A 14,628-nucleotide genomic window follows, 5' to 3' on the forward strand; every position below is an offset into this window, starting at 1 on the left:
TTCACGTTTATACGCTCAGTATTATGACTCGGCTTGAAACGCTAAAAACAAATTTGCTGGCCCAGTTCGGGCCGGATAGTGCGCTTGTCGGCGCCTTGGACGAACTGACGCTTGAAGTTGCCGCCGATCAGTGGGTGGATGTTTGCCGCGTTTTGCGCGATACGCCCAGCCTGGGGTTCGAGACCTGTATCGACTTGTGCGGGGTGGACTACTCGGCCTGGGGTGCGCCCACTTTTGCGGTAGACCCGGAACAGGCCCGCCATCCGCAACGCTTTGCGGTGGTGGCGCATCTGTTGTCGATTCAGCATAACTGGCGCCTGCGCGTGCGCGCTTGGGTGGCGAACGACGAATTTCCCGTTATGGACACCTTGTTCGAAGTCTGGCCCAGCACCAACTGGTACGAGCGCGAGGCCTTCGATCTGTACGGCATCGTGTTCGAAGGGCACCCCGATTTGCGCCGCATCCTGACCGACTACGGGTTTATCGGGCACCCGTTCCGCAAGGATTTCCCCTTGTCGGGTACAGTGGAAATGCGTTACGACCCGGAGCAGCAGCGTGTGGTGTATCAACCCGTCACCATCGAGCCGCGCGAGGTTACCCCGCGTGTCGTGCGCGAGGAAGGTTACGGAATAGGGCGTTAAGACATGGCTGATATAAAAAACTACACCCTTAACTTTGGCCCGCAGCACCCGGCGGCGCACGGCGTATTGCGTCTGGTGCTGGAACTGGACGGCGAGGTCATCCAGCGGGCCGATCCGCACATCGGCCTGCTGCATCGGGCCACTGAAAAACTGGCCGAGCATAAAACATACCTGCAGGCGCTCCCCTACATGGATCGCCTGGACTACGTGTCCATGATGTGCAACGAGCATGCGTATGTGATGGCCATCGAGAAGCTGATGGGCATACAGGTGCCGCTGCGGGCGCAATACATACGCGTCATGTTCGACGAAATTACGCGCCTGCTCAATCACCTGATGTCGCTGGGTTCGCATGCGCTGGACGTGGGCGCGATGGCCGTGTTCCTGTACACGTTTCGCGAACGCGAAGACCTGATGGATTGCTACGAAGCGGCCTCGGGCGCGCGCATGCACGCGGCCTACTATCGCCCGGGCGGGGTGTACCGCGATTTGCCCGATTCCATGCCTATCTATGGCGATACCAGCAAATACCGCAGCGCCAAAGAGCTCGCGGCCATGAATGAGGCGCGTTCGGGCTCTTTGCTGGATTTCATCGAAGACTTTACCAACCGTTTTCCGAACTGCGTCGACGAGTACGAAACACTGCTGACCGATAATCGTATCTGGAAGCAGCGCCTGGTGGGCATCGGCGTGGTCAGCCCGGAACGCGCCATGGCGCTGGGCTTTACCGGCCCCATGCTGCGCGGCTCGGGCGTGGCCTGGGATTTGCGCAAGATGCAGCCCTACGAGGTGTACGACCGGGTCGATTTTGAAATTCCGGTAGGGGTCAATGGCGATTGCTATGACCGCTATCTGGTGCGCATTGCCGAAATGCGTGAAAGCAATCGCATTATTCGCCAGTGCGTCGAGTGGTTGCGCAACAACCACGGCCCGGTGATTGTGGATGACCATAAGGTAGCGCCGCCCAGCCGCGAGCGCATGAAAACCGGCATGGAAGATCTCATCCACCATTTCAAGCTGTTTACCGAGGGCTTTCATGTGCCCGAGGGCGAAACCTACGCCGCGATCGAACATCCCAAGGGCGAGTTTGGCATCTACCTGGTTTCAGATGGCGCCAATAAACCTTATCGTCTTAAAATCCGTGCGCCGGGGTTTGCACATTTGCAATCCCTGGACGAAATGACGCGTGGCCACATGATCGCCGATGCGGTCACCATTATCGGGACTCAAGATATTGTGTTTGGCGAAATCGACCGTTGATGGCCGCCAAGCTAAAGGAACAACCGGATTCAAACTATGCTGCTTTCTGAACAAGCCTACCAGAAGATCGATAGGGAGATCGCCAAATACCCCGGTGATCAAAAACGTTCCGCCACCCTCGCGGCACTGACTATCGCACAGGACGAAAAATCCTGGGTATCGCCCGAGGTGATTGAAGACGTGGCGGCCTATCTGGGCGAGCCGCCCATCGCGGTGCAAGAGGTGGCCACGTTTTACAACATGATCCATACCCAACCCACTGGCCGCTACACGCTATCCATATGCACGAATCTGCCCTGTGCCTTGCGCGATGGCGTCAAGACGGCCGATTACCTCAAGCAAAAGCTGGGTGTGGGCTTTAACGAGATTTCGGCCGATGGCTTGTTTTCCCTGATCGAAGGCGAGTGCATGGGCGCCTGCGGCGATTCGCCGGTCTTGCTGGTGAATAACAAGCATATGTGCGTGCGCATGTCCGAAGACAAGATTGATGCCATGCTGGCCGAACTTAAACAGCACGGAGAGTCGGCATGAGCGCGTCTGGCCTGTTGGATCAGTTTTCGCAAGGCCTGGTGGTTGCGCCCGACAATGACTTGTCACGCAGCCTGCTGTTCCATGGCCGTCACATCAATCCGCAAATTGTGGCCGGCCTGGACGGCGACAACTGGGGGCTGGACGATTACGTGAAACGCGGTGGCTATGAGGCCTTGCGTAAAATTCTAAGCACGGGCATGAAGCCCGAAGACGTGATTGCCGAGGTCAAGGCTTCGGGTTTGCGGGGTCGTGGAGGCGCCGGTTTCCCCACGGGCCTGAAGTGGAGCTTCATGCCGCGCACGTTTCCGGGTCCGAAATACCTGGTCTGCAATTCCGATGAGGGCGAGCCTGGCACCTTCAAAGATCGCGATATCATGCGTTTCAATCCGCATATCTTGATCGAGGGCATGGCGATTGCGGCCTACGCCATGGGCGTCAATGTGGCCTATAACTACATACATGGCGAAATTTTCGAGGTATACGAGCGCTTTGAAGAGGCGCTTGAGCAGGCGCGCGCCGCAGGTTTTCTGGGCGACAAGATTCTTGGCTCCGAATTCAATTTTCAGCTGCATGCCGTTCATGGCTATGGCGCGTATATTTGCGGCGAAGAAACCGCTTTGCTGGAATCGCTGGAAGGCAAGAAAGGCCAGCCGCGCTTCAAGCCGCCGTTTCCGGCCAGCTTTGGTTTGTACGGCAAGCCCACGACCATCAACAACACCGAAACCTTTGCCGCCGTGCCCTGGATCATTCGCCACAGCGGCAAAGAGTATCTGGAAGTCGGCATCCCCAACAATGGCGGGACCAAGCTGTTTTCCATTTCGGGCGACGTCGAGCGTCCGGGCAATTACGAAATTCCTCTTGGCACACCGTTCTCCGAGCTGTTGAAGCTGGCGGGCGGCATGCGTGGCGGGCGGGCGCTGAAAGCGGTTATCCCGGGCGGATCCAGCGCGCCGGTGCTGCCGGCCGCCATCATGATGAACACCAATATGGACTATGATTCGATCGCCAAGGCCGGCTCCATGCTGGGGTCGGGCGCGGTTATTGTCATGGATGAGACGCGCTGCATGGTCAAGTCGCTGCTGCGCCTGTCGTACTTTTATTTCGAAGAGAGCTGCGGCCAGTGCACGCCTTGCCGTGAAGGCACCGGCTGGCTTTACCGCATGGTCAATCGCATCGAGCACGGGCAGGGCCGGCCCGAAGATATGGAAGTCCTCGATTCGGTGGCCTTCAATATCATGGGGCGCACCATCTGTGCGCTGGGCGATGCCGCCGCGATGCCGGTACGCAGTTTCATCAAGCATTTCCGCGACGAGTTCGCACACCACATCGAGCATAAATGCTGTGTGGTGCCTAAATATCTGTAGGGTCAGGACAGCTAATGGTTGAGATCACCATCGACGGCAACAAGGTAGAAATCCCCGAGGGCAGCATGGTCATGCATGCCGCCCACAAGCTGGGTTTGTACGTGCCGCATTTCTGCTATCACAAGAAACTCTCGATTGCGGCCAATTGCCGCATGTGCCTGGTCGAAGTCGAAAAAGCGCCCAAGCCCATGCCGGCGTGCGCGACACCTGTCAGCAACGGCATGGTGGTGCACACGGCGTCGGCCAAAGCGGTGGCGGCGCAAAAAAGCGTGATGGAGTTCCTGCTGATCAATCATCCCCTGGATTGCCCCGTATGCGATCAGGGCGGGGAATGTCAGTTGCAGGATCTGGCCGTAGGCTATGGCGCCTCGGCCTCGCGCTACCAGGAAGAAAAACGGGTCGTGGCCCATAAAGAAATGGGCCCCCTGGTGTCCGCCGAAGAAATGCAGCGCTGCATTCATTGCACGCGCTGCATTCGCTTTGGCCAGGAGATCGGCGGCATCATGGAACTGGGCATGCTCAATCGCGGCGAGCACGCCGAGATTACCTCGTTCGTGGGCCGTGCGGTCGAGTCCGAACTGTCGGGCAATATGATCGATGTCTGTCCGGTGGGGGCGCTTACGTCCAAGCCGTTCCGCTTTACCGCACGCACCTGGGAACTGGCGCGGCGCCGTTCGGTCAGCCCGCACGATAGCCTGGGCGCCAATCTGGTGGTGCAGGTCAAGAGCGACCGCGTGATGCGCGTTGTGCCCTTTGAAAACGAAGACGTCAACGAATGCTGGATCAGCGATCGCGATCGCTACGCTTACGCTGGCCTGTATACCGAAGACCGCCTGAAACATCCCATGGTCAAGGGTGAGGATGGCCAATGGCGCGAAGCGTCCTGGAGCGACGCGCTGCAGGCCGTTGTGCGCGGCGTCAATCATGTGCGCGAACATTATGGCGCGGATCAGATCGGCGCCCTGGGCAGCCAAACGGCGACGACCGAAGAACTGGCCTTGCTTGCGCGCTTGGCGCGTGCCCTGGGCTCGGAAAATGTGGATTTCCGTTTGCGCAATATCGACCCCGACCTGGATCATGCGCTGACCGGCGTACCGTGGCTGGGCATGTCCATTGCCGAAATGGCCCAGTTGGACCGGGTGCTGGTCGTAGGCTCGTTCCTGCGCAAGGATCACCCTCTGATGGCCCAGCGTTTGCGCCAGGCGGCCAAGCACGGCACGCAGATCAGCTTTATTGATAGCGCGGGCGACGACCCGTTGTTCCCGGTCAGTGGCCGCATCACCGTCGTACCCAGCCAGATTCCCAACGCGGTCGCCGAGGTTTTGGTGGCGCTGGCGCAGGCTCGCGGGGAGCCTCTGCCCGCTGTGCTCGATAAGGTGCAGCCCACGGATGCGGCGCGTAGCATCGCGGCCAGTCTGGCTTCGGGCGAACGCGTGGGTGTGCTGGTCGGCAATATGGCCGTCGCGTCGGACAAGGCCACGCTGATCGCCGCCAATGCGTCGTCGCTGGCCCATGCCCTGGAAGGCAAGTTCGGGTTTTTGATTCCCGGGGGCAATACGGTAGGCGGCTATCTGGCGGGTGCCACACCCGGGCATGGCGGTTTGAGCGCCACGCAAATGCTGTCCAAGCCGCTCAAGGCCTATCTGGTGGTGCACGCCGAGCCGGCCTGCGACGCCGACAATGGCGCTTTGGCTGTCGATGTTCTCAAGGCGGCCGACTTTACGGTGGCGCTTACGTCTTATCGCTCGGCCGCTCAGGAATGGGCCGATATCATGTTGCCGATTTCTCCTTACACGGAAACCTCGGGCAGTTTCGTCAATGCCGAGGGGCGGGTGCAGAGTTTCAAGGGTGCCACTGCGCCTTATGGAGATACCCGGCCCGGCTGGAAAGTCTTGCGTGTGCTGGGCAATCTGTTTCAGTTGCCGGGTTTTGACGATGAAACCTCCGAATCGGTGCGCGACACGGTGATGGTGGGCGGCGCCGATAGCCGCCTGGGCAACGAGGTGCGCGGCGAAATGGGGCTGGCCGCGGCGCCCGGCGGCCTGGAACGGGTGGCCGATGTGCCTATTTATCGCAGTGACGCCCTGGTGCGCCGCTCCGAGCCTTTGCAAGCCACTTTGGCGTCGCAACCTCCCACGGCCCGCATGCATTCAGCGACGCTGACGAGCCTGGGCCTGCAGTCGGGTGATTCGGTTCGTATCCGTTCGGCTCAGGGGCAAATCACGCTGCTTGCGCAACACGACGACACGCTCGCCCAAGGCGCTGTGCGCGTGGCGACGGCCTTTACCGAAACGATTGCTTTGGGCAGCGCCTTTGGCCAACTTTCCGTGGAGCGTGCCTAAATGGAATGGCTGCAGACTCTTGAAAACGCCGGCACGAACCTGGTGGGGCCGACGGCCTGGCTGGTCATCTGGATATTGATCAAGATTATCGTGATCGCCGTGCCTATTATTTTGTGCGTGGCCTATCTGACCTACTGGGAGCGCAAACTGATAGGCGCCATGCACGTGCGCCTGGGACCCACGCGTGTGGGCTACAAGGGCTTGTTGCAGCCCTTTGCCGATGTATTCAAGTTGTTGTCCAAAGAGCTTATCGTTCCCAGCCAGGCCAACAAGGTCTTGTATGTTCTGGCGCCGGTGGTGACGCTGATGCCGGCGCTGGCCGCCTGGGCGGTGATTCCTTTTGGCCCCGACGTGGTATTGGCCAATGTCAACGCCGGCTTGCTGTATGTGATGGCGATTACCTCCATCGGCGTGTATGGCGTAATTGTGGCGGGGTGGGCCTCCAACTCCAAGTATGCTTTTCTCGCGGCCTTGCGGGCTTCGGCGCAAATGGTGTCTTACGAGCTGGCGGTCGGTTTTGTGATGATCACCGTGCTGCTGGTGTCGGGCACGCTGAATATCAGCGGCATCGTGGTGGGGCAGACGCACGGCTGGTTCGCGTCCCATGGCCTTACTTTCCTGTCCTGGAACTGGCTGCCTCTGTTGCCTTTGTTTGTCATTTATGTGATTTCGGCGGTGGCGGAAACCAATCGCCACCCGTTCGACATGGCCGAGGGTGAGTCGGAAATTGTGGCGGGCCACATGGTTGAATACTCAGGCATGGGTTTTGCCCTGTTCTTCCTGGGTGAGTACGCCAACATGATCCTGCTCTCGTGCATGGCCGCCATCATGTTCCTGGGCGGCTGGACGGCTCCCATCGAAGTCGCTCCCCTTACCTGGGTGCCCGGCTGGATATGGCTAGGCCTTAAAACGTTTTTTGTGGTGTCACTGTTCATTTGGTTTCGTGCGACGTTTCCACGCTATCGCTATGACCAGATCATGCGCCTGGGCTGGAAAGTGTTTATTCCGCTTACGGGTGTGTGGCTGTTGATCGTTGCGATCTGGATGCAGACGCCCTGGAACATTTGGCAATAAGGCTTCGGAGGCTGGATATGGAAGCAATCAAGGATTTTTTCGGCAGTTTGATGCTGTCGGAAATGCTCAAGGGCATGCGCCTGACGGGCAAGTATTTGTTCAAGCGCAAAATCACCTTGCGCTATCCAGCGGAAAAGACACCCGCCTCGCCGCGTTTTCGCGGGCTGCATGCATTGCGCCGCTACCCCAATGGCGAAGAGCGCTGCATTGCCTGCAAACTGTGCGAAGCGGTGTGCCCGGCGGTGGCCATCACGATCGAGTCCGAAGAGCGTGAAGATGGTTCGCGGCGCACGACGCGCTACGACATCGACCTGACCAAGTGTATTTTCTGCGGCTTCTGTGAAGAAAGCTGTCCGGTGGATTCGATCGTTGAAACGCATATTCACGAGTATCACGGTGAAAAGCGCGGCGACCTGTATTTCACCAAGGATATGCTGCTGGCGGTGGGGGACCGTTACGAGTCCGAAATCGCGAGTCGTCGCGCCGCCGACGCCCCTTATCGTTGAACCTTCGGACCGCCTTATGATTTTTACTACAGTCCTGTTTTATCTGCTGTCGGTGGTGTTGGTGATTGCGGCCTTTCGCGTCATTACCGCCGCCAATCCCGTCACCGGGGTGTTGCATTTGATCCTGGCGTTTTTTACGACCTCAATGTTGTGGATGCTGCTCGACGCGGAGTTCCTGGCGTTGCTGCTGGTGCTGGTGTATGTGGGCGCCGTGATGGTGCTGTTCCTGTTCGTGGTGATGATGCTCGACATCCGCATGGATGCGCTGCGCGCGGGCCTCAAGGCGTATTTGCCGCTGGGCCTGACCATCGGTGTGGTCATGGTGCTCGAGATGTCGTTCGTGCTGACCAAGACCTGGCTTGGGGCGGGCCCGCCTGCGCCGGTGGCCGCGGGTTACGACAATACGCGCACTCTGGGCGTGGCCATGTATACCCATTACGTGTATGCCGTGGAAGTGGGGGCCGTGATATTGCTGGTGGGCATGATTGCGGCCATTGCACTGACGCTGCGCCACCGTCGCGACGTGAAATACCAGAATCCGGCCGACCAGGTTCGGGTGCGCGCCAAAGATCGCGTGCGCCTGTTGAATATTCCATCGCAAACCGAGGTGCCCGAGGCGGCGCCCGCCGCGTCCGATCCGGCACAGGGGAAATCGAAGTGACTATTACCTTAGCCCATTATCTGGTGCTGGGCGCCATTTTATTTGCCATTGGCGTTTTCGGCTTCTTTCTGAACCGTCGCAACCTGATTATTTTATTGATGTCGATCGAGCTGATCCTGCTGGCGGCGAACATAAACTTCGTGGCGTTTTCCAGCTGGTCGGGCGACGCGGCGGGCCAGGTGTTCGTCTTCTTTGTCCTGACGGTGGCCGCGGCCGAAGCGGCGATCGGCCTGGCGATTCTGGTGCTGCTGTTCCGCAACCTGAATACGATCAATGTCGAAGAACTCGATCATCTTAAGGGCTGATGGGATTACACATGAACTCACCGTCTCTTTATCTTCTTATTGCTTTGGCGCCGCTGGCAGGCGCTTTGCTGGCCGGCCTGTTCGGCACTGGTTTCTGTGGGCGTCAGGTAGGCCGCGCGGCCTCGCACACTGTCGCCATCGCCGGGGTCCTGATTTCGTTTATCGGTTCAATTATTGTGCTCTACCAGGTGCTCGGCGGTCATACCTTCGATGGCACCATCTACACCTGGAGCGTGATCGGCCATGCCGAACTGAACATCGGCTTTTTGATCGACCCCCTGTCGGCGCTCATGATGGCGGTCGTGACTTTCGTGTCGCTGATGGTGCATATCTACACCATAGGCTATATGGCCGATGATCCGGGTTACCAGCGTTTCTTTTCGTACATATCGCTGTTTACGTTTTCCATGCTGATGCTGGTCATGTCCAACAATATGCTGCAGCTGTTCTTTGGCTGGGAGGCAGTGGGCCTGGTTTCGTATCTGCTGATTGGCTTTTGGTACACGCGGCCGACGGCTATTTTCGCCAGCCTGAAGGCGTTTCTGGTGAATCGTGTTGGGGACTTTGGCTTTATTCTGGGTATAGGGCTGCTGTTCGCTTATTCGGGCAGCATGCACTACGGCGATATTTTCGGCCAGGCCGACAAACTGGCCGGCGTGGCGTTTCCAGGCACCGACTGGCGCATGCTGACCGTGGCGTGCATTTCGCTGTTCGTGGGTGCCATGGGTAAATCGGCGCAAGTCCCGCTGCACACCTGGCTGCCCGATTCGATGGAAGGCCCGACCCCCATCTCGGCCCTGATCCATGCCGCCACGATGGTGACGGCCGGCATCTTCATGGTGGCGCGCTTCTCGCCGGTCTTCGAGCAATCGACCACGGCGCTGTCGTTTGTGATCGTCATCGGTGCCATCGGCGCCTTGTTCATGGGCATACTCGGGGTTGTGCAAAACGATATCAAGCGGGTCATCGCTTATTCCACCTTGTCGCAGCTGGGCTATATGACAGTGGCGCTGGGTGCTTCGGCGTACTCGGTGGCCATCTTCCATCTGATGACGCACGCCTTTTTCAAGGCGCTGTTATTCCTGGGCGCCGGCTCGGTGATTATCGGCATGCACCATGATCAGGACATTCGCCATATGGGGGGGTTGGGCAAATACATGCCGATAACCGCCATCACCTTCCTGTTGGCGACGCTGGCGCTGGTGGGCACGCCGTTCTTTGCCGGCTTCTATTCCAAAGAACATATTATTGAAGCCGCGGGAGCCGCCAACATATGGGGCGCGGGTTTTGCCTACTATGCAACGTTGTTCGGGGTTTTTGTGACCTCCCTGTATTCGTTCCGCGTGTATTTCCTGGTCTTTCACGGCAAGGAGAATTTTCCCAAGGCGCATCATCACGATGAGGCGGCGGGTCATGCGCACGGCGAAGAGGGTGATCATCACGGCGGTCCGCCGCACGAGTCGCCCTGGGTGGTGACGATACCTTTGATTTTGCTGGCCATCCCGTCGGTGGTTGCGGGGGCGATGTATATCGATCCACTGCTCTTTGGCGGCTACTTTAAAAACGCGATTGCCGTCTTGCCGCAGCATCCGGCCATGGCCGATCTGGCCGAGCATTGGCACGGCTGGGTCGCCTACGGCCTGCATGGCTTTACATCGACCGCTTTCTGGCTGATGATCGCCGGTCTGGCCGTGGCCTGGTATTGCTACCTGATCAATCCCAAGGTGCCGGCCGCCATACAGCGCAGTTTGTCGGGGCTCAATACGGTGCTGGTGAACAAATACTATGCCGACTGGTTCAACGAACAGGTGCTGGCGCGCGGCGCGCGCGGCCTGGGTCGTGGTTTGTGGCAGGGTGGCGATCGGGGCCTGATCGATGGCTTTGTGAACGGTAGCGCACGCCTGGTGGGCTGGGCGGCGGCGGTAGGCCGGCTGGCTCAGTCCGGCTTTATCTACCACTATGCATTTGCGATGATCATTGGCGTCATGGCTCTTATAACCTTTTTCGTGCTGACGGTTCACTGATGGCTAGCGATATGGCGTCTTCTACTCTTCCCTGGCTAACGCTTTCGATCTTTGTGCCGATCGTGGCCGGCTTGCTGGTTCTCTTGTTGGGCCGCGACGATCGCCCTGACTTCACGCGCAAGCTGGCCCTGGCCGGTGCGGTGCTGGGGTTTCTGGTAACGCTGCCTTTATATACGGGGTTTAACCTGACCACGGCCGACATGCAGTTCGTCGAGAATGTGCCCTGGATCAGCACCTTTGCCATTAATTACCATCTAGGCATAGACGGAATTTCTCTTTGGTTTGTGCTGCTGACCTCGTTCATAACGGTGATCGTGGTGCTGGCCGGCTGGCAATCCGTGACCCAGCGCGTGGCGCAGTACATGGCGGCCTTCCTGATTTTGTCGGGCTTCATGATCGGCGTATTCGCTGCGCTCGACGGCATGCTGTTCTATGTGTTTTTTGAAGCCACCCTGATCCCGATGTACATCATCATCGGTGCCTGGGGCGGACCTAATCGCGTTTATGCCGCGTTCAAGTTCTTCCTGTATACCCTGCTGGGTTCCCTGCTGACCCTGATCGCATTTATCTACCTCTGGCATGCGTCGGGCGGTTCCTTCGATATCCTGACCTGGCAGCAGACCAAATTGGGCTTTACACCGCAGATTCTGGTCTTTGTGGCCCTGCTGGCATCGTTTGCGGTGAAGATACCGATGTGGCCGGTGCATACGTGGTTGCCCGATGCGCACGTTGAAGCGCCTACGGGCGGTTCGGTCGTCCTGGCGGCCATCATGCTCAAGCTGGGTGCTTACGGATTCATGCGGTTTTCCCTGCCCATTGCGCCCGACGCCTCGCACAGCCTGGCCGGCCTGATGATCGCCTTGTCGATTGTGGCCGTGATCTACATCGGTCTGGTGGCCATTGTTCAAGACGATATGAAAAAGCTGGTGGCGTATTCGTCGGTGGCGCATATGGGTTTTGTGACGCTGGGCTTTTTCATCTTCAATACGGCGGGCCTCGAGGGCGCGATCGTGCAGATGATTTCGCACGGCTTCGTATCGGCCGCCATGTTCCTGTGCATAGGTGTGTTGTACGATCGCCTGCATACGCGCCGCATTGCCGATTACGGCGGCGTCATCAACACCATGCCGCGGTTTGTCACCTTCTTCGTGCTGTTTTCCATGGCCAACTGTGGGCTGCCTGCCACGAGCGGTTTTGTGGGCGAGTTCACGGTCATCATGGGTGCGGTGGAACATAATTTCTGGATCGGGCTGCTGGCGGCTACGGCGTTGATCTGGGGCGCGTCCTATTCGTTATGGATGCTCAAGCGTGTGGCCCTGGGCCCGATCGCCAACGATCGCGTCAAGGCCATGAAAGATCTTAGCGGCCGCGAGTTTTTCATTATGGGACTGATGGCGATAACGGTATTGTTCATGGGCATTTATCCCAAACCTTTCACAGATGTCATGCACGTGTCGGTACAGGCCTTGTTGCAGCACGTCTCCATCTCGAAACTGTAGGCCGGGCTCATTATGCATATTCCTTTTCAAATAGCCCTGGTGACCCCCGAGATTCTGCTTCTGGTCTTGTCGGTGGTGGTGTTGCTGGTCGATGCGTTCAATAAAACGCAAGAACGTCGTTTAACGTTTCTGCTCGCCATAGGGTCGCTCCTGCTCATGACCCTGGTTTCGCTGTGGCAGTGGCATGCGGGCGTGTCGGGCCGCGCGTTCGATGGCCTGTATGTGGCCGATCCCTTATCGCATTTGATGAAGATCGCGTCGTACCTTGCGGTGGCCGCTGTGCTGATTTATGGCCGCGACTATGCCGAGCAAAACGATGTTCTGCAAAATGGCGGCGAGTTCTATTCCCTGAGCCTGCTCACGCTCCTTGGGCAAATGGTCATGATTTCGGCAGGCAATATGCTGACCGTTTATCTGGGCATTGAGCTGATGTCGTTTGCCTTGTATGCGCTGGTGGCGTTGCGCCGTGAAAGCGTGGCGGCCACCGAGGCGGCCATGAAGTATTTTGTGCTGGGAGCCTTGGCCTCGGGCATATTGCTGTACGGCATGTCGATGATCTATGGCGCCACTGGAGCGCTGGATTTGCGGCAAATCGCCGAGGTGATTGCCAGTGGCCATGCCCAGCGCATGCCTCTGGTGTTCGGCGTGGTGTTCATTGTGGCGGCGTTCGCATTCAAGATGGGCGTGGTGCCGTTCCATATGTGGGTGCCGGACGTCTATCATGGTTCGCCCACGGCGGTCACCCTGGTCCTGGGTACGACCCCTTATCTGGCGGCTTTTGCCGTGATCCTGCGCCTGCTGGTTGAGGGCCTGCACGGGATTGCGCTAGATTGGCAGCCCATGCTGCTGATCCTGGCGGTGTTGTCTCTGGGCGTGGGCAATATCGTGGCGATTGCGCAAACCAATTTCAAGCGCATGCTGGCGTACTCGATGATTTCCCATATGGGCTATGTGTTCCTGGGCCTGTTGTCGGGGGTGTTGGCCGGCCACGCGGGGGCGATTGAAAAGGCTTACGGCGTATCGCTGTTTTATCTGTTGATTTATGTGTTTTCCACGTCCATCACGTTCGGTATCGTTGTGCTGCTTAGCCGCAAGGGTTTCGAGTGCGAAGAAATTGCCGATCTCAAAGGACTTAATCGCCGTAATCCGGTGATAGCCGGGGCTTTGCTGGCATCAATGTTTTCGCTGGCGGGGATTCCTCCATTTGCCGGTTTTTATGCGAAGCTGAGTGTGCTGCAGGTGCTGGTGGGTGCGGACCATGTGGCGATTGCGGTGGTCGCGGTCATGTTCTCTTTGATAGGCGCATTTTTCTATTTGCGTGTGGTCAAGGTGGCTTATTTTGAAGAGCCCGACGATGAGGCGGTGGCTGTGCAAAGCAATAATGGCCTTATCACTCGCGGCCTGATGTCGGTCAACGGTTTGCTGTTGCTGGCCCTGGGGGTTTTGCCCGGTGGTTTGATGGCGTTGTGCGTGAAGGTTGTTGAACAGTCGCTGAAGTTCTAGACGGGCTTTAAGGAAAGGCATGGATCAGTCGTTGGCCGTTTGGATACTTGTGGTGCTGGCGCTTGTTACCGCCAATTTGCCTTTTGTGGTGGAGCGGCCCTTTCTGGTGTTGCCGTGGGCGCAGTCGGGCGAGCCGGCTCGCGCGAGCGGGTTGCGCTGGGTGGAGTCGCTGGTGTTTTTCTGCCTGGTTGTGGCGCTGGGATATGGGGCGCTGTTGTTGATAGGCCGGGCTTTTTTTAGCGGGTCGAGCGCGGCGGCGACGGTTTTGTTTTTGCTTAAGCTGGTCGGGTTTTTTGTGGTCGCTGCGGTTTTGCTGGGGTATGCGGGCTGGCGGGATCGAGGGTGCGTGGTCAAGAAGTCGTTTTTTGTGCGGCTGATTGAGGTGCTGGTTTTTTACGGGCTGGTGGGGGCGTTGGGGTTTGCTTTCGAGGCCAATATCGGCAACGGTTTTCATCAGACTTGGGAGTTTTATGTGGTGACTCTGAGTCTGTTTCTGGTGCTGGGTTATCCGGGGTTTGTTTTTCGCTATCTTTTGCGTAATCGCAGGATCAATGAGAGCTATCCGGAATAGGGTAGTTACCCCGTAGCGCCACCCGTAGCGCCACCCCTTGTGGGTGGCATTCGCTGCACGTGGCATTTTTTTGTGTCAACCCTATTCGCTAAAACCTTCTAGCCCCGCATCGTGGCCGGTTAAGGCGGGTCGGGCTCTGACGGTCGCGGTCATGGCTGCGCCATGACTTCCCGCACGCAGGGCCGGCTTCGGGGCGGCGTGCGAACTCGTGGGGCGAATAGCCCCCCGGGCTATTCGCAGGCGTCCCACTCAAACTGTCGTGGTCAAGTTTTAGTGGACAGTTTCAAGTGAGTTTTTTGGATCCTACTTTTTCATACACATCGGGCGCCAAATAGCCCAATGTGGAG

The 14,628-nt window shown here is 58.2% G+C and carries 12 protein-coding genes and 2 pseudogenes; all 14 read left to right on the forward strand.

Going from position 1 to position 14,628, the window contains the following annotated elements; translation table 11 throughout:
- The first annotated feature begins 23 nt into the window (after nt 1-23).
- On the forward strand, nt 24-641 hold the full coding sequence (locus EDC26_RS15785; RefSeq protein ID WP_132584366.1) for an NADH-quinone oxidoreductase subunit C: 618 nt from the start codon (nt 24-26) through the stop codon (nt 639-641).
- A gap of 3 nt (nt 642-644) precedes the next feature.
- Entirely contained in the window at nt 645-1,901 is a 1,257-nt protein-coding gene (locus EDC26_RS15790) for an NADH-quinone oxidoreductase subunit D (RefSeq protein WP_132584368.1), read from the forward strand.
- A 36-nt stretch (nt 1,902-1,937) separates the two neighbouring features.
- A complete protein-coding gene (gene nuoE / locus EDC26_RS15795; RefSeq protein ID WP_132584370.1) occupies nt 1,938-2,432 on the forward strand; it encodes an NADH-quinone oxidoreductase subunit NuoE in 495 nt (164 codons plus the stop codon).
- Nucleotides 2,429-3,796, forward strand: a complete 1,368-nt coding sequence (gene nuoF, locus EDC26_RS15800; protein ID WP_132584372.1) for an NADH-quinone oxidoreductase subunit NuoF — start codon at nt 2,429-2,431, stop codon at nt 3,794-3,796. Before nuoE ends, nuoF begins: the two co-directional genes overlap by 4 nt.
- A 14-nt stretch (nt 3,797-3,810) precedes the next feature.
- Complete coding sequence (gene nuoG / locus EDC26_RS15805; protein WP_132584374.1) at nt 3,811-6,138, forward strand: NADH-quinone oxidoreductase subunit NuoG; 2,328 nt, start codon at nt 3,811-3,813, stop codon at nt 6,136-6,138.
- Nucleotides 6,139-7,212, forward strand: a complete 1,074-nt coding sequence (gene nuoH / locus EDC26_RS15810) for an NADH-quinone oxidoreductase subunit NuoH (protein WP_132584376.1) — start codon at nt 6,139-6,141, stop codon at nt 7,210-7,212.
- A 17-nt stretch (nt 7,213-7,229) separates the two neighbouring features.
- The gene (nuoI, locus tag EDC26_RS15815) at nt 7,230-7,718 is read left to right on the forward strand and encodes an NADH-quinone oxidoreductase subunit NuoI (RefSeq protein WP_132584378.1); all 489 of its coding nucleotides are present in this window, start codon (nt 7,230-7,232) and stop codon (nt 7,716-7,718) included.
- A 16-nt stretch (nt 7,719-7,734) separates the two neighbouring features.
- The gene (locus tag EDC26_RS15820; RefSeq protein ID WP_132584380.1) at nt 7,735-8,379 is read left to right on the forward strand and encodes an NADH-quinone oxidoreductase subunit J; all 645 of its coding nucleotides are present in this window, start codon (nt 7,735-7,737) and stop codon (nt 8,377-8,379) included.
- On the forward strand, nt 8,376-8,684 hold the full coding sequence (gene nuoK, locus EDC26_RS15825; protein ID WP_132584382.1) for an NADH-quinone oxidoreductase subunit NuoK: 309 nt from the start codon (nt 8,376-8,378) through the stop codon (nt 8,682-8,684). The genes EDC26_RS15820 and nuoK overlap by 4 nt, the downstream gene beginning before the upstream one ends.
- 11 nt (nt 8,685-8,695) lie before the next feature.
- Complete coding sequence (gene nuoL, locus EDC26_RS15830; protein ID WP_132584384.1) at nt 8,696-10,708, forward strand: NADH-quinone oxidoreductase subunit L; 2,013 nt, start codon at nt 8,696-8,698, stop codon at nt 10,706-10,708.
- Nucleotides 10,705-12,207 carry an NADH-quinone oxidoreductase subunit M gene (locus EDC26_RS15835; RefSeq protein WP_132584386.1) on the forward strand — a complete coding sequence of 501 codons (1,503 nt, stop codon included), beginning with the start codon at nt 10,705-10,707 and terminating at the stop codon, nt 12,205-12,207. Before nuoL ends, EDC26_RS15835 begins: the two co-directional genes overlap by 4 nt.
- A gap of 9 nt (nt 12,208-12,216) precedes the next feature.
- A complete protein-coding gene (nuoN, locus tag EDC26_RS15840; RefSeq protein ID WP_425012783.1) occupies nt 12,217-13,710 on the forward strand; it encodes an NADH-quinone oxidoreductase subunit NuoN in 1,494 nt (497 codons plus the stop codon).
- Nucleotides 13,711-13,729: 19 nt separating this feature from the next.
- Nucleotides 13,730-13,825, forward strand: a pseudogene (locus EDC26_RS20515) (DUF2818 family protein); the annotation flags it as partial.
- Between the two features lie 246 nt (nt 13,826-14,071).
- Nucleotides 14,072-14,281: pseudogene (locus tag EDC26_RS20520) on the forward strand (DUF2818 family protein); the annotation flags it as partial.
- Between the last annotated feature and the right edge of the window lie 347 nt (nt 14,282-14,628).

The sequence above is a fragment of the Paralcaligenes ureilyticus genome, from assembly GCF_004346225.1.
GTDB classification, from domain to species: Bacteria; Pseudomonadota; Gammaproteobacteria; order Burkholderiales; family Burkholderiaceae_B; genus Paralcaligenes; species Paralcaligenes ureilyticus.

What these genes read in the sequence shown, in the direction of transcription:
- EDC26_RS15820 (WP_132584380.1), top strand. Translation starts at nt 7,735, where the DNA reads ATGATTTTTACTACAGTCCTGTTTTATCTGCTGTCGGTGGTGTTGGTG.
- nuoL (WP_132584384.1), top strand. Translation starts at nt 8,696, where the DNA reads ATGAACTCACCGTCTCTTTATCTTCTTATTGCTTTGGCGCCGCTGGCA.
- EDC26_RS15790 (WP_132584368.1), top strand. Translation starts at nt 645, where the DNA reads ATGGCTGATATAAAAAACTACACCCTTAACTTTGGCCCGCAGCACCCG.
- nuoH (WP_132584376.1), top strand. Translation starts at nt 6,139, where the DNA reads ATGGAATGGCTGCAGACTCTTGAAAACGCCGGCACGAACCTGGTGGGG.
- nuoI (WP_132584378.1), top strand. Translation starts at nt 7,230, where the DNA reads ATGGAAGCAATCAAGGATTTTTTCGGCAGTTTGATGCTGTCGGAAATG.
- nuoE (WP_132584370.1), top strand. Translation starts at nt 1,938, where the DNA reads ATGCTGCTTTCTGAACAAGCCTACCAGAAGATCGATAGGGAGATCGCC.
- nuoG (WP_132584374.1), top strand. Translation starts at nt 3,811, where the DNA reads ATGGTTGAGATCACCATCGACGGCAACAAGGTAGAAATCCCCGAGGGC.
- EDC26_RS15785 (WP_132584366.1), top strand. Translation starts at nt 24, where the DNA reads ATGACTCGGCTTGAAACGCTAAAAACAAATTTGCTGGCCCAGTTCGGG.
- nuoF (WP_132584372.1), top strand. Translation starts at nt 2,429, where the DNA reads ATGAGCGCGTCTGGCCTGTTGGATCAGTTTTCGCAAGGCCTGGTGGTT.